Genomic DNA, 22391 nt, shown 5'->3' with positions numbered 1-22391 from the left:
TTATTCGGTTTCAACCGATGATGTAATGTATCAGCACGATGGAGATAACCAACAAGGTATAAGCGCAGGCTACGCCAATGATAGTTCGGTTCGTTAGTGCGTAAGGTTTATCAGTCGTCATCCCTGCATACTAGCCATCGGCTATGACGACTGGGTGACACTACCAAGAACAAAGCCAGACTTGGATTCACACCCGTAATCGAGTCGAGGCATGTCCTGAGAGCAAGCTAGAAGAAAGATATTGCCCGAGCGATAAACAGCCGATCATCACAAACGGCTGAACTTTAATAGTTCTCCACTTCCCCGCTCCATCTTGAACGGTAAGGCACGGGTGACATAGCGACCATCCACTACCCTGGTCACATGGACCACGGCAACCGAATCGCCGTTGAATAGGTTGGCCGTATCCACCTGCTTGAACTGACTACCCAAGCCGCGTACACCTGAGCTCGGTGACGAGAACCCCATCTGTTGCCAGATTGGCGCCGGCAGATCGTCAAGCAGTCCCCGTTGATATTGCTCGGCATCGTTCAGGTTGATGCTACCCTTGGCCAGATCGTACTCGCCGCTCTTGAAGAAGCCGCCGGAGCTGCTTTTTTCCGATACCAGCTTGTCGTTTTTGTAACGTCGTTCGGTTTTGGTCCAACTGACCGACAGCGACCACTCAACCCACATGCGGTAGTTGAGGTAGCGATCCGGGAAGGTCCGTTGGCAGTCCTTGCTCTCGAGGTAGACGGCATGGAAGGTCGACTTGTCCGGCGAGGAACCGATATCGGTGCTCAGCAACAGGCTGTCGTCCTTCAGTCGGCCCGAGATACTCATCTCGATATCACTGAGTTCATCATGGAAGGCTTGGCGAGCCGACTTGGGAATCGGATCGCTGACCGTCGATGGACGGTCGGAACCACCCACATCGTCACCGCCGGAGCCGCCAAACAACATCTTGCTCAGCGCGCCCATCGCCGTGGTCTTCAGTTTACTGCTGAGCCAGTTCTCCTTGGGCCCCAGATCCAACGAAGCCGCGCTCAACTGGCTGGCGCACGGCCCTGTAACCGGTTGCTGCTGCGCCAACACGGGTTGTGGGTCAGCCTCAGTAATCGCTTCGGGGGTGGCTTTATCAGCGCTAGGTCTGTCGGTCAGCGGGACTGGGATAACCGGTTCAGGGGCTGAGAGCTGGGCCAGCGGTCCCGGCCTGAGTTCGACCGGTATAACCAGCGTCGGCCAGGCTTGGCCGGGGCCGTAGTGGAAGTCTTGTTTGGCGTTATCGTAACCTGTCTGATCCGCAGCTCCAGCCGTGGCAGTCCGCCCTTGCGACCCGGCTTGTCTCGGTTTGGCTATCGACGGTTGGTCAGGGTTAGCTACCCCTGTCACAGCTGGCGTTTGTCTCTGACTGGTAGCCGAACTTGTCTCGTTCTGGTTGGGCTGCGGCGACGTGGATTCGGTTTTGACCTGCGCCGGTTTACAGCCAACCAGGGTGGCTCCCAAGGCAGCGGCGATCACGCCGACAATGATGCGCTCAGCATTCATAACCCACCCCCACAGAGGCTGCCCAAGTCGGCAACCTCCTTGCTGGCCAACTCGGCGGCACTGTCACAGGCATCCACCAGTCCGGCACCGAACTCGCTATCGACGCCCTCGGCGCCCAGGTCACGACTGTGCAGTTCCAGCATCTGCGCCAGCTCCGCCCCCTGCACCTGCGGATTAACCTGCAGCAGCAAGGCGGCGATTCCACTGACATGGGCCGTTGCCATCGAGGTGCCCGAGAGCATCGGCTGGCCGTTACCGGGGGCGGCCGTGATCACGTCGACACCCGGGGCGGCAATACGGATATAGTCTCCCCGATTGGCTTGGCTATAGAGCCTGCGCTCGGCATCGACCGCGGTGACTGCCAGGCTTTCCGGCCAAGCTGCCGGGTACACCGGTCGCGCATTGGGTCCACCGTTGCCGGCCGCGGCCAGCACCAAAATCCCACGCGCTGTCGCTGTTTTAATCAACCGTTCCAGCAGCACCGAGGGCGGGCCACCCAGGCTCATGTTGATCAGTGGAACATTACGGCTGATCGCTTCATCCAACGCCTTGACCAGGCTGCTGCTCCAACACTGTGCCTCAGTGGCTCCCGGCTGACGCGGATGACAGGCCTTGAAGCTGAGGATTTCTACGCCGGGTGCCACTCCGGATGCTCCGACGCCATTGCCTCGCGCTGCCGCGATGATCGCCGCCACGCCGGTACCGTGGGCATCCGCCGAGTACCCCCGTCCGCTGAAATCGATCTGGACCGTTACGGCCTGCTGCAGTTCCGGATGGGTCTGGTCAACACCGGTATCGATCAGCGCCAGCTGCACCTGCGCACCGGTATAGCGCGGGGCCAACTGGGCAGCCAGGGTCATACCCGGACCATAATTGAACGGTTCCAACGGATCGGGCTTAACCACTGCTTTCAAAGCGGCCTCATCAACCATGCCGCTTTCAGCGGATGATTCCGTTGCCGGGTTGTCCAGCGTGAAGTAAGCCAGATCCTTCTGCACCTCCATCACGTCCGGTTCTGCATTCAACTGCTCGGCCAACTGGTCCAGCGTGGCCGAGCTATCGGCGGGTCGCAGCAGCCGAACCAGCCGTTGCCCGGTGCTTTTCAGTTCGGTCACCTCCAGCACCTGAAGGCCCTGCCCGGCGGCAAGTTCATTGAGCGACCCAAGCTGTTCATCGGCTCCCGGAAGCAATATCACCAGCTGGTTGGGCCGCCAGTAAGGCTTCAGGTATTCGGCCGGGGTCTCATCCGTTTGGCATGGAAGCGTCAACTGCAGCGTCCAACAGGCCGGATCCGCACCTTGGGGGAGTTCTCCATCCCAGGGCAATGCCTGTTGATTGGCCGGACAGCTGTCAGCGTTGCCTGCCAGGATGGAACTCAGATCCGGCGCCTTGGGCGTCAACCAGCCCTGCCCACCTTCGGGCAACTGGCCGGTGAGATTAATGTTCTGGACTCGCTGACAACTATCGTTGCCGCACTGAGGCGCCAGTGGGTTATCTGAATCGCATTGGGCCTGCAACCGTTGCCACTGCTGATCGTCGGCACGAAAACTCAGATGCTGGCGTCCGTCAGCGCCGCGCTGCAATTGCAGCCCCTCTATCCCCCGTTGCTTGGCCCAGACCTCGGCTCCCCAATCCGCCGGCAGCGACAGGCTGCGCATCGGCTGCTGATGGGATTGGACCGACTGCGGTTGATCCCAGCCCCAGGCGGCTCCTGCCAGGAACAACGCACTCCAACCCAGCCATCCCAGCCAGCGCCTTGCGGGGAGCACAGGCGCCAGCGCTGCGGATCCTGATGTTGGTTTGATCTGGTTCTGCTTCATTGCGCTTCTCCCGGCAGCTGCAGCTGCAACCGACTCTCACGGCGACTGCCGTCCTGGTGTTCGGTGACCAAACGCAAGGTCATCAATTCACCCTCGGGTAGCGTGGTGGGATCGAGGCTGATTAAGGGCTGATCACGCAACGGCTGGGCAATCGGCAACAGCGGTTTCCACTGCTGCGGCGGCTCACCCAGGGCGTAATCGATCTGCGCCCGCAGGAACCGGTCGGCGTCGGCAGTACCGACCAGCAGCAACTGATTTGCCGCATCCAGTTCTGCCCTAAGCAGATGGGCTTCGACAAAGTACTCGGGAGAGGCCCTCAGCGCGGCCGCAGCATCCAGCATGCCATAGCCATGATTCTGGTCGGTCCCCGTCGGCCCTAGATCCCGCGCCGAGTGCAACAGGATCCGTTGTAGTTGAGCCGAGCTCAGTTGCGGATCCCGACCCAGCAATAGCGCCGCGACGGCTGTTACATGGGGAGCAGCAAAGGAGGTACCGGTCGCCCGATAGTACTGTTGCGAAACCACAGCACTGGCTGGCTGGTAGCCCGGCGCGCCGTTGCGACGCAGAAAGTCGCTGCCCTTGGCACGCAGTGACAGCACATTCACGCCCGGCGCCAGCAGATCCAGAGCCGGCCCCCAGTCGCTGAACCGGGCCCGTTGTCCTTCGGGGGTCGCCGCCCCGACCACCAGTACCGACGGTAGTTGATCGTAGCCCCGGCTCGCATCGGCACTGGCCTGGTTTCCGGCCGCGGTGATCACCAGGACATCGCGTTCCAGGGCATAGTTAAGGGCGTCCATTTCTGCCACGGTGGGCTGCTGTCCTCCTAGGCTCAGGTGGATCAGCCTGGCCCCCTTGTCGACCGCATAACGCACGGCCCCGGCGATGTGGCTACCGTTGGCGTGTCCTCCGGCATCGACCACCTTGAGCACCATCAGTCGGGCATTGGGCGCGATACCGGTGATACCGACATTGTTATTGCGACCGGCGGCGATAATTCCGGCGATATGGGTACCGTGCCCATGATCGTCCCAGGGCGTATTGTTACGACCGACAAAGTTCCAGCCGATCAGGTCATCGATCAGGCCGTTGCCGTCGTCGTCACGGCCGTTATCCTGCTCGTCCGGATTGCGCCATAGCTGTTGTAACGGCAGGTCGGGATGGCGGTAATCGACACCGCTGTCGATCAATGCCACCGTGACCGACTGCAGTTGTTGCGGAAAGGCGGCGACCGGGATACCCAGGGGACTGACCAGCCCGATCTGAATCAGATTCCACTGATCGGCGTAACGCTGATTCCAACTTCCCCGAGTACTGAGCAACGGATCATTCAGCGGCAAAGCTCCGTCGCCTGCCCCGCCCCCGGAGCCACTCAGTTGCAAAGGTTGTTGCGCCGAGCTGTGGCCGCTGATCGACAGCAAAAGCGTCAGCAGCAGCGCACTCGATAACCCGTTCACGGTTCATTCCTCTGCAGGTAGATCACCGCCGGATGGGCTTTTAACGCGGCCAGGCGAGCCTCAACCAGATCGTCTTTGGGTAGTTCAATCTGATAGGTGCCGATGGCGCTCGGACCTCCGACGATGACGACCTGCTGTTCGCGCAGCAGTTGCTGCAACTCTACCAGCCGGGTATCGACATTAAACCCGATGGTGGCTGTTGGGCCGGCAGCAATTACCGCAGGGGTGGTGCCGCTCAGCACCTCATAGCCTTCGTTGGTTTCCGAGGGCAGCAGCAACACCACTCCCAGTGCCAGTACCAGACCAAACTGGGACACCATCGCCACCCGTGCAAAGGCTGGGGTGCGATTCCAGTTCAAGGTCTCATCAAGCCAGTTCTGCAACCGTTCTAGCATGGTCGAAGTACTTTGTTGACCTACCGCTTCGTTGGCGGCCTCCTCGGTCTCGATCCGCGTCATCAAGTTGTCGAGCCCGGCTTCGGTATTAAACACCGGCTCATCGTCACCCAGCTCGGCGACGCTCTGTTGCATAAATTCGTACTCGGCCAGCTGTAACTGGGCATCCGGATTGTTCTCCAGCCAGGCCTCCACCTCTTGCCGCTCGGCTTCATCCAGGGTGCCGTTGGCATACCAGGCCAGCAACTCGTCCATTCTTTGTTCAGTCATGTCACTCCTCCCAATTCAGCCTCGGCCAACCCCATATTTTTCAACCAGGGTTTCAACTTTGCCTTGGCATGATACATCCGGGTTTTCACTGTGTTTTCAGGGCATTGCAGAATTTCAGCGATCTCTTTGTAGGAACAGTCGTGGAAGAAAGTCAGCTCCACCACCTCCCGGTGTTCGTCCGATAATCGCGCGATACTCTGTCGCATCAATGCCCGAAGTTGCTCTTGGCTTTTGCCCGTGCTGGCGTCTTCGCCCTCATCCACCGCTTCCGGCGCCTGACTCAGCTCAACGGTATCCAACTTCTTACCCCGAACCGCATTCAGGGTGCGGAACCGTGCGATACCTAAAATCCAGGTTGAGGGTGATGAACGCCCTTCGAAGCTGGCCGCACTTTTCCAGATCTCCATCATCACATCGTTGACCAGTTCCTCGGCCTTGGCTTCATCTTTGATCATTCGGATGACGAACCGAAAGATGCGTGAAGCGTAGCGCTGATAGAGCAATTGCAAGGCCGCCTTGTCTCCCTGGCCGATACGATGAATCCATGCAACCTCTTCGGCGGTACGTTCATTGGCACTGTCCATCAACAGACACCTCCGTCAGCGGACGGCGTTCAGGCAACGGCTTAGCGCTGCGACAAACGGCGAGACGGGTACGTTTGGGCTGATAGATCCGGATAATGCACCGGTACAACTCACCAGCGTTTCAGCTGCCTTAGCCCGATCGCACCATAGCCGGGATGAAGGGCCGACCCGATGGCTTGGGTCGTTGCGATCCGAGGCTAGTTTCAGCTTAGGAAGCCGGACCGGCTTTTGCCAATGCCGAATCCGGCTATCTCTGTCTTGTGTCTGTGGTTGTTGCATGATCTTGATGCCAAATTTCCGATCCTCTGAGAGCTTTCCCCCTCTGGTCTTAGCGCTCAACCGGTCGCCAGGGATAACCCGGCAACCGGTTGAAGCCCGCTGTTTAGATGGCCAGTCCCTCTTGGATGACCAGTGCCATGCCGCCGTAACTCGGGTGTTCCTGGCGCAGTGCTCGCAGAGCACGCAGACAGTGCATGTTGCTCAACTCTTGTTGCAGCGATTCAAAATCTGAACGATCGATGATGAGGGCTTGGTTGGCCTGGCCCTGGCTACGCAGACGATGGGCCAATTCGTAGAGGCTGGTGCTGATCATGATTGACTCCTGGCGCGGTGCGCGTTCTTGCTGTCTTGCCAGGTAGGTCACGAGCCCAGGAGATCGGGTTCAAAAAAATAACGGGAATTTGAACAGCCGATGTCGGGGATCGACCAAGGTGTCGCCGTAGGGTGAAAAGCGGTACGACCGACGGGCATGAACGCCGCCGGAAAGGTTCCCATGGTCTAGAAATCAGCGGCCGCGAAGGCAACGCCAGTATTGCGGCAGCGCCTGTTTAATCCAGTAGATCTGATAGCGTAGAGTCAGACGTCCCCAGCCGGCCTGGCGGTACTTTCTGGCACTGGTCCCCAACACCGCAGGGTGATAGCACAGCGAGATTCTGCGCCGGCGGGCAGCCCATAGCAGCAAGTGATCTTCGCCATAGGGCGCAGTTTCGTCATAGCCGCCCAGGCTGTCGAACAGCTCCCGCCTCAGACAGAAGCCCTGATCGCCGAAGGGGACCCCAAGCCAGGCCGAACGGAGATGGGCGCCGAGGCTATTGATCTCCATCGGCCCCTGGCCATCGTTATCAAACTGGAGGCGGAAAAAGTGTAACCCGTCGGGGGCGGCGCGAAGGCCTTCGAACAGCTGCTGAATCAGCCAGGGACTCAGCCGTGAATCGGCGTGGAGGAACCAGAGAAACTCCCCCCGAGCCGCCTTAGCGCCGAGATTCATTTGATGCGCCCGGCCCTGCTCGGCCTCCAGCCGTCGCAACTGGTGACGCTGCAGCAGCGAGTCTGGCGGGTGACAGTTTTGAACCAGCTCTCTGGACCCGGGGCAGTCGACCAGCAGAATCTCGCAATCGGGCGGCAGTAGCAGCAATTCGGCCAGCAGCGGCGCCAATGAGGTCTCCGCCGGGCCAACAGGAACGACGATACTCAGCGCTGGTAGGGCTGTAGAAGGTTCGGTTGCGCTCAACGCTTGAGCAGCTCCAGCAGTTCGCGTTTGTTGTTGCTGAGGTGCTCCTCGGGTGTCAGCACCGCGCAATCGAGCGAATGGCGGCAACCGCAATCTTCATTGCTCAGATCACCCTGAGCGATCAACTGATGCACCAGCGCCTTGGCCCGCTCCAGGCTGGCTCCGTAGCGGCTGATCACCTGCTCGACACTGACATGCTGGGCTGGATCGTCCAACCAGCAGTCATAATCGGTCGCGATACAGAGGGTGCAGTAGCAAAGCTGAGCTTCACGGGCCAGGAACACTTCCGGCACGTTGGTCATCCCCACCAGATCACAACCGGCAGCGCCGCGTAGGAAATGACTCTCGGCACGGGTACCTAAACGTGGACCATCGACGCAGCCGTAGGTTTTGCCGGTGTGCAGCTGCTGGTCCAGAGACTCTGCGGCCTGGCTCAAGCGTGCGGTCAGATCGCCGCAGGTCGGTTCCGCGGTCGAAACATGGGCGGCCAACCCCTCACCGAAAAAGCTCCGCTCGCGGTTACCTTTGACGAAATCAAAGTACTGTGAGGGTACCGTCAGCTGTCCCGGAGCGATCTCTTCACGCAAACTTCCCACCGCCGAAACCGCCAGAATCCGGGTAACGCCAACCGACTTCAACGCCCAGATATTGGCGCGGTAATTGACCTCGGACGGCAGCAGTTGATGCCCTTGTCCGTGGCGAGCCAGAAAACAGATCGACTGGCCGGCAAGCTTGCCGCGAATCACCGGTGCAGAGGGTGCGCCGTAGGGCGTCTCGATCTGATGTTCCTCGATCACCTCGAGTCCGTCGAGTTGATAAATACCGGTACCGCCAATAATTGCTAACACGAATACTCCTGATTATTTGGCTGAAATTGTGCTGCTAAGTATTTAATTAATCAGCCTTCACTACAAGAAGAACCGAAGGCAAAGCAACTGTAACAGCGATGATGACGCATGCTGATTCGATGCTCCATCGCCTCCGCCAGCGTGCTACCCAGGTCATACTCTGCATCGTCATCAACCAGGGTACAGGCGTAGACCCGCATCCGTCCCTGCTGCTTAATCACCATCTTGCTGAAGGCGCACATAAACTGTCGACGACTGCCCTCATCCTGATAGGTGGTCATACAGTGCTCGGTCACCTGCGGAACCAGCGGGTGGCTACCCGGCACGGCAAAATCGGGGAAAGCGACGATGTTCAGATCTTCCGGCAAGCCTCGCTCGGCAAACAGCTCACGAAACTGTTGCTCCACGGCGGCGCTGTCTTCGCCCTTGTCCATGTGTCGGGCCACCGACACCGCAAAGCCCAGCTGGTGCAGATCGACCAGACTATCGAGCGCCTGTTCAAAGCTCCCTTCACCACGGTCGGCATCGTGTTGCTCGGCATTGGGATAATCCAGACTGATACGAAATTTCACCGGATGGGCAGCCTGGCGCAGGTTTTCCAGCTGGTGCATGCGCTTTCGAAGCGGCTCGGTGCCGTTGGTCAGGACCAGGCAGGATCGGTGCTGGGTGGCGTACTCCAGGATCTTAACAATCTCCTTGGCCAGGAAAGGCTCGCCACCGGTGAAGGAGAACTGCTCCACTCCCAACGCCAGGGCTTCTTCAATAAAGGGTTGAACATCGGCCAGTTTGACCAGCTCCAGCCGGCGATCACCGGGGCCGGAGCCTTCAAGGCAGAACGGACAGGCCAGATTGCAGGCGGTGCCGGTATGAAACCAGAGTTCCTTCAAGGTATGGGGTTCGATATAACCGCGCGGGTCCCCTTCCGGTGTAAAAAACCAATCTTCGGTACGGGTCGGTATCAGGTTATTCGAATTGATAGTCAGATCGTTCACGGTGTATTCCATCTCAGTTTCCGGATTTCGACTTGGCGATGGCTTGCTCAGGTCAAAACCGGGTTATTCTGTTTTTCGTTGTCGCTCTTCACGGCGTTGATTTCATGGGTTTGAAGTTGCTCGATTAACGCCAACAGCTGCCGCCGCTCTGCACGAGAATCATCACGAAGATCCTGTCGCAGCCGTATCAGATCGGGCTGTTGGTCGATGTCGTAACTGCTCAACACACTGCCTGTGCTCAATCCTGCCTGCTGGCAACTATCAAGCAGCGCCTGGCCCAATTGATCGGTACTCCAGGGCAATTGTTCCAGCGTCTCCGGCCAAGGACTGCGACTGGCCATGATAGTGACACCACCATCAGTGGCAGGACAGACCACCACCGACTGCTGATGCAGTGCTTCGGCGACCGTCTGAAAATGAATGGGCTTCAACATCGGCGCATCGCTGCCAATATAGATCAACGACCGGTGGCCGCGGTTACGAAGGTCGTGGTCCAGCGCCAGAATACGGTGCCCCAGATTACCGTCGGATTGAACCACGACCTCGGCCTCCGGCAGCAACTGCCCGGCCCATTCGCAGTCCTCGTCCATCGCGGGTGACAACACCACCGGGCCGGGCCAATCGCGCAGGTCTGCCAGTGCGCAGCTGAGAAAATGTTCCGCCAGTTGGCAGGCGGAATCCAGTCCAATATCAGCAGCCAACCGCTGCTTACCCTGACCGGGTTTGGGGCGTTTAAAGATCAGCACCAGCGTTGGGGTGACTGTGTCTGATGAACTACCGGGGTGTAGCAAACTCAAGCTAACCTCATCTGTCAGAACGAAATCGGGGCATTGTCAGTAATTTGTTGACCTAGCACTCAATTGGCAACGCGGTGCCAAGCCATTAATAGCTGAATAGACGCAATAACTTAGCCTAGGTTACAGCGGATACAAAAAATAGTTTCGCTACAGCTTATCGGTTAAGGCTTGGACCAGAATAACGCGTCTTGCGTGAAATTCAGCACGCATCATTAATTCGGTTCAAGTTGGGTTGAGAATCTTTCCACTTATAACCAATGACGTTATAACAACTTAGCGCTTATAATTCGAAGCCATAACATTGACTCGTTTACCGGCATACATCCCGTCCGGTCAGGCAACATCTTAGGATCGCTTTATGACACTCGCCAGCCACTCTGAATTCGGCAACCCTAAACAGGGCTTATATCTGTTTGGTACCACTCCTCCCAAAGGGAGCACCGACGATATGCAGATGAACGAGATCTCCGACAAGCTGCTGGAGCGCCTGGCCGGTGTCGACTACGACGGTCTTATCGTCTATGACATTCAGGATGAAAGCGCCCGGATCGACAAGCCGCGCCCCTTCCCCTTTATCGGCACTCGGGATCCGCGTGAATATTCGGCCCTGTTGGCAACCAAGAGCCAACGCCCGATCATCACCTATAAAAGCGTCTCGCAGCGCGACCGCGCCAGTTTTGAGCAGTGGCTCGATGACGCCTGGAACCAATACGGCGTTCGCAATCTGGTACTGGTAGGCAGCCCTTCTGCCGATGCCGATATCAAGCTGTCTCTCCCAGAGGCTTACCAGGCGATGACCGAGCATGACTACCCGTTCAGCCTGGGCGGCGTCACCATTGCCGAACGCCATGCGGTCAAAGGTGATGAGCACCAGCGCCTGTCCGGCAAGGTCGACAACGGTTGCGAGTTTTTTGTCTCGCAAGCCGTCTACGATGCCGATGCCACCATCGCCCTACTGCGCCAATACGGTGAGCTCTGCCAGTCTCAGGGCAGCTCACCGAAGCGCATCGTGCTGACCTTTACCCCCTGCGGCAGTGCCAAAACCCTGGAGTTCATGAGCTGGCTCGGTATTTCGGTCCCCGCCGAGGTCGCCAGTGAGATCCTTGAGGCCGACAACCCGTTGATGCAGTCGATCCGTACCTGCCAACGCAATCTGGAGCGGATCCTCGATGCCTGCCAGGACTTGGATATCCCGCTGGGTCTGAACATCGAAAGCCTGACCAACCGCAAGGACGAGATCGATGCGTCTATCCGTCTGTTCAAGCTGCTCAAAGGCACCCTGGAAGAGCGCCTCCACGGCGTCACCCACAACCTCTGATCGCCTGCGACCGGGGAGCTGACTTTTCAGCTCCCGAACGGCCCTATACTATGACTATCAAGCATTTTGATAGCGATGGGCCGACCCATGAATGATCGCAAGCCACCGGTTGCCCGCGCCGAACAGCAGGTCACCGACTTCCTAAAACAGGTCGAAAAGCACCCGTCACCCTCACACACCGGTGGCGGGCGGCTGATTTTCGCCCTCGATGCGACCGCCAGCCGTCAGCCCACCTGGGATACCGCCTGCCAACTCCAAGCCGATATGTTTACCCAAACCCGCGGCCTTGGTCAGCTGCAGATTAAACTCTGCTTCTATCGCGGTTATGATGAGCTACGTTCCAGCCCCTGGCATCAGGGGGCCGACAGGTTGGTGAAAGCGATGTCGGCGGTGACTTGCCTGGGAGGCCATACCCAGATCGGGCGCCTGCTCGACCACGCTCTCGAGCAGCACCGACAACAACCGGTCCAGGCATTAGTGTTTATCGGTGACTGTATCGAGGAATCGATCGATGAGCTGTGCCAGCGCGCCGGTGAATGCGGCCTGCGCCAGCTGCCCCTGTTTCTGTTCCAGGAGGGCCACAACACCACCGCCAGCAATGGTTTTGCCCAGATGGCCAGACTTAGCGGCGGCGCCCACTGCCGTTTTGACCCCAACAGTCCGGAACAACTGAGTAAACTTCTCAACGCGGTGGCGGTCTATGCCACTGCGGGACAACAAGCACTGAAGCAGCTGTCCCCCAGTTCCGCCCTAACCCAACTTCGCCACCAACTGGAGCACCCCCGTCGTTGACCCTGCTGATCCTGATTCTGTCGTTATTTTTACTAGTCAGTGGAGTTCGTTGGTTTCTGGCCCGAGCACCGCAGCGCGGTAAACGCTTCCTGCTGCAGCTGTTACTGATTGTACTAGCCCTGCTTGCCTTGTGGATGGCCCTGACCGGTCGCCTACACTGGTTATTTGCCCTAATCAGCTCGATGCTGCCCTTCGCCCGACGGTTGCTGCCGCTACTGATCCCACTGCTGCGCTGGCTACCCAAACTCAGGCAGCAACGCCGCCAGCGGGCGGGTCAGGCCCAGTCTGGGCAGCAGTCCCAAGCCCATACCGACTGGCTCGAGATGCAGCTTGACCACGACAGCGGCGCCATTAACGGCCGCATCCTTCAAGGGCGCTTTGCCGGTCGCATGCTCGACCAACTCAGCGACAGCGAGCTGTTGCAACTTTACCGTCAGTGCGCCGGCCATGATCCCCAGGCACTGAAACTGCTCGATGCCTATATCGAACGTCATCGACCCGAGTTGTGGGACAATACCTCGGAGTCTGCCTCCAGCAACGACCAACAGCAGCAAGGCACAACGGCCAATTCCAGCATGAGTGCCGACGAAGCCTACCAAATCCTCGGTCTAGAGCCGGGAGCGACCGAAGAACAAATCGTCCAGGCCCATAAACGGATGATGCAGAAGCTGCACCCGGACCGCGGAGGCAGCAATTACCTGGCCGCCAAAATTAACCAGGCCAAGCAGACACTGCTGGGCTGATCAAATCCACTTGGAGAAACAAACTATGCAGGTAATGATCGATCTTTGTGTTGTGCCGCTGGGTGTTGGCGTCTCAGTCTCCAGCTACGTTGCCCGCTGCCAGCAGGTTTTCGAGGAAGCCGGCTTAGAACACCGTATGCATGCCTACGGCACCAACGTTGAAGGCGACTGGGATGAGGTCATGGCTGCGGTCAAGCGTTGCCACGATGAGCTGCACCAGATGGGTGCGCCACGCATCAATACCTCGATGCGAATGGGCACTCGAATTGATCGAAAGCAGACTATGGACGATAAAATTAACAGCGTTGCCAATAAATTGAACAACTGAAATATTAATTTCACCCAAACCGCCTTAGAATGTCGCGTTGCAGCAACCACCCCGTTGAATGGCCTGAATGTTGCTGCAAGCTTACTACCATCGGGGTATGACATTTAAGGATCTGTTGTGACGCACACGTTAATGCTGGTACCAACCGGACAAGGTACCGGCCTGACCACCGCCGTTCTTGGCCTGTTTCACGCTCTGGAACGCCAGGGCCTCAAAGTCCACTTCTTCAAACCCATCAGTCAGCAGCTCGACCGTGACGGTCAGGATCGATCGGTCAAGATTTTGTCGACCGCCTGCGGTCACGAGATTGCCGAACCGATGGCGATCAATGAAGTTGAGCGGATGATGCGCGACGACCGTGGCCACGAGGGCCTGGAAGAGCTGGTCAAGCGCTACGAATCGAGCCGCGCCGGTGACGAAGAGATCGTGATCGTCGAGGGGATGGTGCCAACCCGAACCCAGCCTTATGCCAGCCGCATCAACAAAGAGATCGCCAAGGCGCTCGATGCTGAAGTGATCATCGTCTCAACCCCCGGCAGCGATAACATCGAGACCCTGCAGGATCATATCGATATCACCGCCCGCGCCTACGGCGGCATCCGCAACCCCAAGGTGATCGGCTGTATTCTCAATATGCTTGGTGCACCGATCGACGCCGACGGTAACCTCTGCCTTGATGCCACACCCAAGGGCGAACTGCGCTCCAGCCTGACGGTGGATCAGATCACCGAAGACGCCACCCTGTTCAACGACAGTTTCCGTCTGATCGCCGGTATCCCCTGGCGTGAACGGATGATGTCGCCACGGGTGTCGGATATCTGCCAGTTTCTGAATGCCGAGGTGTTGAGCACCGGTCAGAGTGATGTACGCCGCGTCCATAAGATCACCCTGTGCGCCCAGCGGGTAGAAAACCTGGTTGACGAACTGACCCCCGGGACACTGGTATTCGCCCCCGGAGACCGGGACGATATCGTCATGGCGGTCTGCTTGGCCGCGCTGGACGGCGTTGACCTGTCTGCGCTGGTGTTGACCGGCGGGGTTCAACCCCATAAGTCAGTCTTGCGGCTATGCCGCAACGCCCTCGCCACCGGTCTGCCGCTGCTGAGCGTCGAATCCGATATCTGGCAGATCGCCCAGGCGCTACCGAGCTTTAACAGTGAAGTCCCGGCGGACGACCTGCTACGGATCGAAAAGATCCAAGGCATCGCCGCCTCCTTCGTCGACAGCAGCTGGCTGCAGAGCCTGACGGCCGGTCAGGCCGAGCGTCGCCTGTCGCCGCCGGCGTTCCGCTATCAACTGATCAAACGCGCCCGACGTGCCGACAAGCATATCGTGTTGCCTGAGGGTGACGAGCCTCGCACCATCAAGGCTGCGGCCATCTGTGCCGACCGTGGCATCGCCCGCTGCACCCTGCTGGGAGACCCGCAGGAGATTCGTCGCATCGCCGAAGGCCACGGCATCCAACTCGGTGATGGGGTTGAGATCTACAATCCGGAGCTGATTCGCAGCCACTACGTCGATCGTATGATGGAGCTACGCGCCCACCGGGGCCTGACCGTCGAGACCGCCCTGGATCAGCTCAAGGATAATGTAGTGCTTGGCACCATGATGCTCGAACGTGACCATGTCGACGGTCTGGTCAGCGGTGCGGTTCACACCACCGCCAATACCATCCGTCCGCCGCTGCAGCTGATCAAAACCGCCCCCCAGTCCAACCTGGTATCGTCGGTCTTCTTTATGTGCCTGCCGGAACAGGTGCTGGTATACGGTGACTGCGCCATCAATCCGGATCCTAACGCCGAAGAGCTGGCCGATATCGCGATCCAGAGTGCCGATTCGGCCAAGGCCTTCGGCATTCCGCCACGGGTAGCGATGATCAGTTACAGCACCGGTTCTTCAGGCCAAGGTGCCGACGTCGAGAAGGTTCGGCGTGCCACCGAAATCGCCCAGGCCAAGCGTCCGGACCTGCTGATCGACGGACCGATGCAATATGACGCCGCTATCATGGAGAGCGTTGCCCGCAGCAAGGCCCCCGACAGCGAAGTGGCTGGTCGTGCGACCGTGTTCGTGTTCCCGGACCTGAATACCGGCAACACCACCTACAAAGCGGTACAACGAAGCGCGGATGTGATCAGCATCGGCCCAATGCTGCAGGGGATGCGCAAGCCGGTTAATGACCTGTCTCGCGGCGCCCTGGTTGACGATATCGTCTACACCATCGCGTTGACAGCCATTCAGGCCGCCAACCCTGCGCCCGAATAGGACCGATACAACGTCTATCGAAGTCGTCGGTGGCGGCGACTTCGGCACTCTTCTGCCCCAACCTTAGCGACGCTTTCTACTCGACCCGGCTGATCAAAAATCATACAATGACAAGTGCTACCGGATGATCGACTCGCCCCCTGCACGATCATCAGCCACCGATAATGACAATGATTAAGGAGGTAGCGCTATGAACCTGGAACATCTGTCCAGTCGACTCAAGCTAGATGTCAGCCACCTACACTGGCAAGCCCGGAGCCAGCACCTAACCCAAGAGCAATTTCAACAACGCTTCCAGTCAATCGCGGACGGCTATTGCGAGATGGTTGACGATGATGATCTGCCACAAGTCAAACAGTTACTGAACCTCTACCTGCACCACCCGCCCAAGAGTCTGAGCTGATGTAACGAAAAGGCGCCCCATGGCGCCTTTTTTGGTTGTGCAATTCTTGTGCAGTGCAGCTTGCTGTCAGCCGTTTTTACACTATTTTCTATAAACGACTGTATTAATAAACGCGCTTGGAGCCCCCACATGCTGACTTACAAAGACTGCCTCGATTGGTCGGAACTCGAACAAGGTGAGGTTGATGCTATCGGAGAACACGAACACCTGGATCGTTTTATCGCCCTGGCCTACGGCGATAACCTCAACCACCGACGCGACGGTACCCGTCGGATGCGTAAGATTCTGATCGACGATATTCGCCTTGCCCAGCGCCACCATGACTTGCGCCACGAACGTGAGTTGAAACTCACCCTGAAGCGTCACATAAGAAACCACCCGCTATAAGCCAGAATCCACACCCTGATCCTGACGCCCTTATCAGGAGGTAATAACAATGTTTCTGAAAGAACGAACCACCGGTCATCTGGTTCAAGTGTTGAACATGACCGAACTGATCAATCCGTTCGAGATGCAGACACAGGTACAGTATCAACAGGGAGAAGATCTGATGGATCCGGAATATATCCGAAAGGATGCACTCACCTTCCCCTCCGGCGAAACCCTGCCCAAATGCTGGACCGATAGCCACTATCGAGATCATGAGCTCAAGCGCCACTAGCGCTTTGACCAACCGGATCAATCTCAGGAAACAAAACGCAGGAAGCCATCGCCCCCATGACCGCAGTGCTGCAAAACCTGTTACAGCAAACTGGTCTGGGTGAGCGCTGGCAACTCTCCCCCCTATCCGGCGGCTGTATCGGCAGCAGTTTTTCAGCGGTAAATGAGCATCACCAGCGCTTTTTCATCAAGCACCTGCACAACCCACCCTCCAACTTTTTTACCGCAGAAGCCGCAGGGCTTAAGGCGCTAAGCGGCGCGGGGATCATTCAGACGCCAACGGTGTGTGCCGTGGGTCCCTGCTTGCTGGTATTGGAGTTGATCGAAACCTGCCAGCCCACCGAGCAGCATTGGCAACAGCTGGGACATCAGTTAGCCGAGCTTCACCGACAGCCGATGCCTAGCTTCGGTTTTTCTCACCACACCTATTGCGGTCTGAGTGAACAAACCAACCGGCAGGATCAGAATGGCTTCCGCTTCTTTGCCGAGCAACGCCTGCTCCCCCAAGGAAAGCGCGCCTACCAGGCTGGCCTATTGGATCGAGGGATGCTGAAACGGTTGGAGCGAATTTGCCAGCGGCTCGAAGACTGGATCCCTCCGCAGTCGGCGGTTCTGATCCATGGTGATCTCTGGTCCGGCAATGTGTTGTTTGGAAAACGAGCCCGCCATAGCGACGAACGCAGCCAGCCATTTCTGATCGACCCTGCCGCCTATTACGGCTGGGCCGAAGCAGATCTTGCGATGACGCGCCTGTTCGGCGGTTTTTATCCGACTTTTTACTCTGCTTATCTGGAAACCAATCCACTACAGTCGGGTTGGCAGGAGCGGCAGCCGTTATACAACCTCTACCACCTGCTCAACCACTTGAATCTGTTCGGTCTCAGTTACCAAGCCTCCGTCGCCGAAGTACTGCAGCGCTATCAGGACTGAAGCTGGCCTCCACGATAACGACGGGCAGTATCGCGCATGGTCACGAACTCCTCAGCCGCGGTCGGGTGGATTCCGATGGTGGAATCGAAAACCGCTTTGGTGGCACCCGCTTTCAGCGCGATGCCCAGACCTTGGGTGATTTCACCAGCATCCGGTCCCACCATATGGGCGCCAACTACGCGATCCGTATCCGCATCAACCAGCAGCTTCATCAGGGTGCGCTCCTGCAGGCCACTGAGCGTGTGCTTCATCGCCCGGAATTCGGACTGATAGACATCCAGGTTCGGGTACTGCGCCACCGCCTGCTCTTCGCTGGGTCCGACAGTACCGATATTGGGCTGGCTGAAGACCGCCGTCGGAATCAGCTCGTAACTGACTTGGCGCTGCTGCTCACCATAAAGATGCTCCACCAGTTGCATACCCTCGGCCAGTGCCACCGGGGTCAACTGAACCCGGTTGATCACATCCCCGATGGCGTAGATCGACTCGACCGAACTGCGGAAATTCTGATCGACCTCGATCGATCCATCCTTGGCCTGCGAAACGCCGACCGACTCCAGCCCCAGTCCATTAACATTCGGCTTACGGCCGGTAGCATAGAGCACCGCATCGGTCTCAATGGTTGAACCATCAGTCAAGGTTGCACTTAAGGTTCCATCTTCAAGCTTTTGAATTGACTCGACATTAAGGTTAAACCTCAGATCAACACCCTTTTTGCGCATCTCTTCCGCCACAAAACTGCGGACCTGGTTATCGAAGCCGCGCAGGAATAGCTCACCGCGATACAGCTGGGTTGTCTTGGCCCCAAGGCCGTTAAAAATTCCGGCGAATTCCACCGCGATATAGCCACCACCCACGATCAGAATCCGTTGGGGGAACTGCTCCATATCGAAGATCTCATTCGACGTCAGCGCATGCTCGGCGCCTTCAATGGCGGGTACTGTCGGCCAACCACCGGTCGCCACCAGAATACGCTCGGCACTGTAGGTATTGCCGTTGACCTCGACCTGGTTGGGTCCCACGACAGTAGCGCGTCCATTGAGCACTTCAGCACCGGAGTTATCCAGCAGGTTGTTATAGATACCGTTCAGACGCGAGATCTCCGCTTTCTTATTATCACGCAGACGATTCCAATCAAAAGCCGGTACGGCGGCATCCCAACCGAACCCCCGCGACTCTTCAATCTGTTCGGAATATTGGGAGGCATAGACATAGAGCTTTTTCGGCACGCACCCGACATTGACACAGGTACCACCCATGTAACGATCTTCGGCAACGGCGACCCGCACCCCCTTGGCCGCAGCCATCCGTGCGGCCCGGACACCACCGGAACCGGCACCGATAACAAACAGATCAAAATCAAAGTTGGACATATTAGTGCTCCCTTAAAAACTGCCACTACTCTAACGATTACTGAGACGCGGCTCCAGCAACAAAGATGCATCGATTCAATAGATTTTCGCTATCAAGCTACGCCAACAAAGCTTTGCTGCCTGCCAACGATGCGATGAGTTTGAAACGACAGTGATTACAGATGCAGACGCAGCCAAACAGTTACAACTCTGTTCAAATCCAACTGGTCGCTACCGCGATGTTTCGCTATATTTCGCCCCTATCCAGGCTATCGCCAAGCACCCTGCATCGGAATCAACCATGAAGATTATCTCTTTCAACACCAACGGCATACGTGCCCGCCTGCATCAACTCGAGGAGTTGATCAAAACCCAACAGCCCGACGTGATCGGTATCCAGGAAACCAAGGTCCATGACGATGAGTTTCCGGCGGCGGCGATCGAAGCACTGGGGTACCAGGTCAACTATCACGGTCAAAAAGGCCACTACGGTGTTTGCCTAATCTCCCGTGAAGCACCGCTGGCCCTGCAGAAAGGCTTTGCCGGTGATGAGGAAGATGCGCAACGACGCATGATTATCGGCGATTTTGCCACCCCCGGAGGCCAGACGATCCGTGTGATCAACGGCTACTTTCCCCAGGGGGAAAATATTGCCCACGAGACCAAGTACCCGGCCAAGAGACGTTTTTATGCCGATCTGCAGCAGTACCTGGAAACCGAGTGCGACCCACAACAACCGTTGGTGGTAATCGGCGATATGAACATCTCCTCCACCGACCTCGATATCGGAATCGGCGAGGACAACCGCAAGCGCTGGTTGCGCACCGGCAAAACCAGCTTCCAACCGGAAGAGCGCGAATGGCTGAACCGGTTGATGGATTGGGGCCTGCAGGACAGCTACCGAGAGCAAAACCCCGACAGCAATGAATTGTTCAGCTGGTTTGACTATCGCAGTCGCGGATTCGAGCGTGACCCGAAACGCGGTCTGCGGATCGACCTGATTCTGGCGACCCAGCCTCTGATGGCCAACTTGCAGCAGACCGGTATCGATTACGCCATTCGCGGCATGGAGAAGCCATCAGACCACGCCCCGGTGTGGGCCAGCTTCGACTGCTGATCCCGCTCAGCCGTGGCGCCGCTCTTCAAACAGCGGCGCCCGGATCACCAGCAGGTCCGCCTGCAGGTGATCAACCACACTCTCGGTGGTACTACCCGAGAACAATCGGTCGGCCGCATTACGATCTATCCCCCCCAGCACCACCAGATCGGCATCGACCTGTTCGGCGTACTTGGGCAGCTCTTTATGCACCTCACCTTGGGCCAGGTGCAGTACCGGCTCAGCCTTGGCCAAACCATGACCATTTAACAGTTCGGTAATCGCCTGACGGTGCTCATCGGCTAACCGGCTGCGCAACTCCTCATAATTAAGCATCAGCGTCTCGTCAAAGATCACCGAGGTCGGCAGCGTATGGTAGGCGTGGAACATATGTAAAATGCCGCCAATATGCTCTACGAAAGACTCTGCCGACTGCAACACCGCATCATCCAGCTTCACCGGATGGTGTTTGTCCTGTAGCGGATCTAATGCGGCCAGCACGACCGGCGTAGACTTCCAGGGCTGGGGCCGAATCAGCATCAGCGGAGCCGGGCAATGGCGAATCAGCTGCCAATCCAGGCTACCGAACAGGTATTCCGCCAGACGGTGGTGAAAGCGACAGTTCTTGACCACCAGGTCGGGCTGGTATCGCTCCACCTTGGTCAACACCCCCTGCTCGATATCCATCTCCCAGCAGACATCGGTAGTGGCATCCACTCCTCGTTCCACCAGTTGATCGGCGACCAGTTGCAGTCGGCGCTCCTCTCCCCTCAGATAACCATGCTTCGCTTTTTCAATCCCCTCATCACTGCTGAATAGATGGCTCGAGACCAACGGACGGGAGTAGCAGCACTCAAACAACTCAACCCGAGCGCCAAATTTGCGGGCCATATGAACAACTTTATCCAACAGTTCTGAAGCGGGGGGCTGTTGATCCAACAACAGCAGAATTTTCTCAATCGCTCGCATAGCCTATTCCTTGTTCTGGCGGTCCGTGAACACCGACGACTGAATCCCAGAGAAGCTCTGGCTTTCAGTGCAGCTCGAAGGTGCCCTAGCCTTGAGTCTAGCGTTGTTGCTCAGGCTCAGTTCAAGTCTAGATCGATTCCATCGGGTTGCCGATCGTCAAACTCAAGGTAAGCTCAACCTTTCAACAACTTACAAGAAAGACCTTTAAAATTACAAGGAACTTGCCCTAGGTCAATTGAGAATCGATACGCTTTGGAGTAGATTTACAAGATATATGGCCCCATAAAGATTTAGGATAGCCCGTGAACCCAGCCACTGCCGAGCAGCAACAAGCTACCGCCCCTTCCATTGAAGAACTTCACGCCAATGCCGCTGAAGCAACCAAGTTATTGAAGGCGCTGGCCAACGAAAGTCGCCTGATGATTCTTTGTCTTCTCGATGGCAAAGAGCTGTCGGTAACCGAATTGAATCAGTTTCTGGACTTGAGCCAGTCGGCTCTGTCACAGCACCTGGCGGTGCTACGCCGTGACGGCCTGGTCAAAACCCGACGCGAATCCCAAACCATCTACTACTCCCTTTCCGGCGAAGCGGCGACGGCCATCATCCATACGCTACATTCGCTGTTCTGCCCGGAGATGTAGCCGCCGGCTGCGGCTAGCGACTCTACCTGACAGTAAAAAGCCCGCTGAACGCGGGCTTTTTATATGGTCGTTCGGAACCAATCCAATCTAACCGGCCACCCAGGGTGTCAGCGCTGTACTCCAGAGCGCCGCTGTTACGGCAAGCATACCGACCAGTACCACCAGGCCAACCGTCAATATCGAGGATGAGAAGAAGAAGCCGCGATCCTTCGGGATCTTCATAATCTCCGGCACCCCGGTATAGAGCAGATGAATGGTGTAGGCCACGGCCCCCATTCCGATCAACACATCCAGCCACAGAATCGGTATCAACGCCGCCAAGCCGGCTAAGAACATCGGCGTCGCGGTAAAGGTGGTCAACACCATGCAGTCATCAAAACTGGATTCGGAACCATAGGTCTTCTCCATCCAATGGATAAACCACGCCATAACGCCAGCACCGACTAAAAGGGCAAAGTAAAACGCGATCGCTATCGGCAGCGCGCTAGCAACGGTCAGCTTAACCGCTTCAGCGCCGGTAATACTCCAGCCGATCTGAGTCGTACCAATAAACGCAGCCAAGGGTGGAATGGCGGCCAGATAAATCATATGGGAGCTGTAGCACTTCAGCGCGCTGTAATGCTCCTCCCTTATCAAGCCCCACTCCTCTTTGGGGTGGTGTAGAACCCCCATCATATGACTTAGGAACATAAACTATCCT

At 57.5% G+C, this 22391-nt stretch carries 24 protein-coding genes; 11 read left to right on the top strand and 13 right to left on the bottom strand.

The genetic code is table 11. From position 1 onward, the window contains the following. Window positions 1-267: 267 nt before the first annotated feature. From DV711_RS02875 to DV711_RS02830, 10 genes are all read right to left on the bottom strand, one after another. Window positions 268-1527: a hypothetical protein gene (locus DV711_RS02875; protein WP_114694134.1), complete on the bottom strand. Its 1260-nt coding sequence runs from the start codon at window positions 1525-1527 to the stop codon at window positions 268-270. Next, window positions 1524-3347: a S8 family peptidase gene (locus DV711_RS02870; RefSeq protein ID WP_114694133.1), complete on the bottom strand. Its 1824-nt coding sequence runs from the start codon at window positions 3345-3347 to the stop codon at window positions 1524-1526. Before DV711_RS02870 ends, DV711_RS02875 begins: the two co-directional genes overlap by 4 nt. Next, on the bottom strand, window positions 3344-4801 hold the full coding sequence (locus tag DV711_RS02865; RefSeq protein WP_114694132.1) for a S8 family peptidase: 1458 nt from the start codon (window positions 4799-4801) through the stop codon (window positions 3344-3346). The genes DV711_RS02870 and DV711_RS02865 overlap by 4 nt, the downstream gene beginning before the upstream one ends. After that, the gene (locus tag DV711_RS02860; RefSeq protein ID WP_133297388.1) at window positions 4798-5466 is read right to left on the bottom strand and encodes an anti-sigma factor family protein; all 669 of its coding nucleotides are present in this window, start codon (window positions 5464-5466) and stop codon (window positions 4798-4800) included. The genes DV711_RS02865 and DV711_RS02860 overlap by 4 nt, the downstream gene beginning before the upstream one ends. Next, entirely contained in the window at window positions 5463-6050 is a 588-nt protein-coding gene (locus DV711_RS02855; RefSeq protein ID WP_114694130.1) for a sigma-70 family RNA polymerase sigma factor, read from the bottom strand. Before DV711_RS02855 ends, DV711_RS02860 begins: the two co-directional genes overlap by 4 nt. Window positions 6051-6432: 382 nt before the next feature. Then, complete coding sequence (locus DV711_RS02850) at window positions 6433-6642, bottom strand: hypothetical protein (protein WP_114694129.1); 210 nt, start codon at window positions 6640-6642, stop codon at window positions 6433-6435. Window positions 6643-6834: 192 nt separating this feature from the next. Continuing rightward, complete coding sequence (locus DV711_RS02845) at window positions 6835-7560, bottom strand: glycosyltransferase (protein WP_165839978.1); 726 nt, start codon at window positions 7558-7560, stop codon at window positions 6835-6837. Next, a complete protein-coding gene (gene mtnP / locus DV711_RS02840; protein WP_114694127.1) occupies window positions 7557-8408 on the bottom strand; it encodes an S-methyl-5'-thioadenosine phosphorylase in 852 nt (283 codons plus the stop codon). Before mtnP ends, DV711_RS02845 begins: the two co-directional genes overlap by 4 nt. A gap of 50 nt (window positions 8409-8458) precedes the next feature. Beyond that, window positions 8459-9412 (bottom strand): radical SAM protein, encoded by a 954-nt coding sequence (locus DV711_RS02835; RefSeq protein WP_114694126.1) that lies wholly within the window; start codon window positions 9410-9412, stop codon window positions 8459-8461. A gap of 35 nt (window positions 9413-9447) precedes the next feature. Then, on the bottom strand, window positions 9448-10197 hold the full coding sequence (locus DV711_RS02830; protein ID WP_133297387.1) for a TIGR04282 family arsenosugar biosynthesis glycosyltransferase: 750 nt from the start codon (window positions 10195-10197) through the stop codon (window positions 9448-9450). A 358-nt stretch (window positions 10198-10555) separates the two neighbouring features. Here DV711_RS02830 and DV711_RS02825 point away from each other — a divergent pair, with 358 nt between their 5' ends. From DV711_RS02825 to DV711_RS02785, 9 genes are all read left to right on the top strand, one after another. Beyond that, a complete protein-coding gene (locus tag DV711_RS02825; protein WP_114694124.1) occupies window positions 10556-11515 on the top strand; it encodes a methylenetetrahydrofolate reductase in 960 nt (319 codons plus the stop codon). An 87-nt stretch (window positions 11516-11602) separates the two neighbouring features. After that, complete coding sequence (locus tag DV711_RS02820; RefSeq protein ID WP_114694123.1) at window positions 11603-12307, top strand: VWA domain-containing protein; 705 nt, start codon at window positions 11603-11605, stop codon at window positions 12305-12307. After that, complete coding sequence (locus tag DV711_RS02815) at window positions 12304-13050, top strand: DnaJ domain-containing protein (RefSeq protein ID WP_114694122.1); 747 nt, start codon at window positions 12304-12306, stop codon at window positions 13048-13050. The genes DV711_RS02820 and DV711_RS02815 overlap by 4 nt, the downstream gene beginning before the upstream one ends. A gap of 25 nt (window positions 13051-13075) precedes the next feature. Next, window positions 13076-13378, top strand: coding sequence for an MTH1187 family thiamine-binding protein (locus DV711_RS02810; RefSeq protein WP_114694121.1), 303 nt, complete (start codon window positions 13076-13078; stop codon window positions 13376-13378). Between the two features lie 117 nt (window positions 13379-13495). Beyond that, on the top strand, window positions 13496-15640 hold the full coding sequence (pta, locus tag DV711_RS02805) for a phosphate acetyltransferase (RefSeq protein ID WP_114694120.1): 2145 nt from the start codon (window positions 13496-13498) through the stop codon (window positions 15638-15640). Between the two features lie 190 nt (window positions 15641-15830). Further along, a complete protein-coding gene (locus DV711_RS02800; protein WP_114694119.1) occupies window positions 15831-16043 on the top strand; it encodes a hypothetical protein in 213 nt (70 codons plus the stop codon). A 129-nt stretch (window positions 16044-16172) separates the two neighbouring features. Next, window positions 16173-16430, top strand: a complete 258-nt coding sequence (locus tag DV711_RS02795) for a hypothetical protein (RefSeq protein ID WP_114694118.1) — start codon at window positions 16173-16175, stop codon at window positions 16428-16430. 49 nt (window positions 16431-16479) lie between these two features. Further along, window positions 16480-16704, top strand: coding sequence for an acetyltransferase (locus DV711_RS02790; RefSeq protein ID WP_114694117.1), 225 nt, complete (start codon window positions 16480-16482; stop codon window positions 16702-16704). Between the two features lie 56 nt (window positions 16705-16760). Continuing rightward, window positions 16761-17633 carry a fructosamine kinase family protein gene (locus DV711_RS02785; protein WP_114694116.1) on the top strand — a complete coding sequence of 291 codons (873 nt, stop codon included), beginning with the start codon at window positions 16761-16763 and terminating at the stop codon, window positions 17631-17633. Here the strand turns inward: DV711_RS02785 and gorA are convergent. Continuing rightward, window positions 17624-19006: a glutathione-disulfide reductase gene (gene gorA, locus DV711_RS02780; protein WP_114694115.1), complete on the bottom strand. Its 1383-nt coding sequence runs from the start codon at window positions 19004-19006 to the stop codon at window positions 17624-17626. The genes DV711_RS02785 and gorA overlap by 10 nt on opposite strands. 280 nt (window positions 19007-19286) lie before the next feature. On the opposite strand from gorA, the gene xthA reads away from it, so the two are divergent. After that, window positions 19287-20102 carry an exodeoxyribonuclease III gene (xthA, locus tag DV711_RS02775; RefSeq protein WP_114694114.1) on the top strand — a complete coding sequence of 272 codons (816 nt, stop codon included), beginning with the start codon at window positions 19287-19289 and terminating at the stop codon, window positions 20100-20102. A 6-nt stretch (window positions 20103-20108) separates the two neighbouring features. Here the strand turns inward: xthA and DV711_RS02770 are convergent, their stop codons facing one another. Further along, window positions 20109-21050 carry a universal stress protein gene (locus DV711_RS02770; protein ID WP_114694113.1) on the bottom strand — a complete coding sequence of 314 codons (942 nt, stop codon included), beginning with the start codon at window positions 21048-21050 and terminating at the stop codon, window positions 20109-20111. Between the two features lie 347 nt (window positions 21051-21397). Here DV711_RS02770 and DV711_RS02765 point away from each other — a divergent pair, with 347 nt between their 5' ends. Then, a complete protein-coding gene (locus DV711_RS02765) occupies window positions 21398-21691 on the top strand; it encodes an ArsR/SmtB family transcription factor (RefSeq protein ID WP_207802556.1) in 294 nt (97 codons plus the stop codon). A gap of 87 nt (window positions 21692-21778) precedes the next feature. Here the strand turns inward: DV711_RS02765 and DV711_RS02760 are convergent, their stop codons facing one another. Continuing rightward, window positions 21779-22381 carry a Yip1 family protein gene (locus DV711_RS02760; RefSeq protein WP_114694112.1) on the bottom strand — a complete coding sequence of 201 codons (603 nt, stop codon included), beginning with the start codon at window positions 22379-22381 and terminating at the stop codon, window positions 21779-21781. Window positions 22382-22391: the final 10 nt, after the last annotated feature.

This window comes from Motiliproteus coralliicola (genome assembly GCF_003345655.1).
GTDB classification, from domain to species: domain Bacteria; phylum Pseudomonadota; class Gammaproteobacteria; order Pseudomonadales; family Balneatricaceae; genus Motiliproteus; species Motiliproteus coralliicola.
The sequence above is the reverse complement of the archived record's forward strand: the minus strand, read 5'-3'. Positions and strand labels throughout refer to the sequence as shown.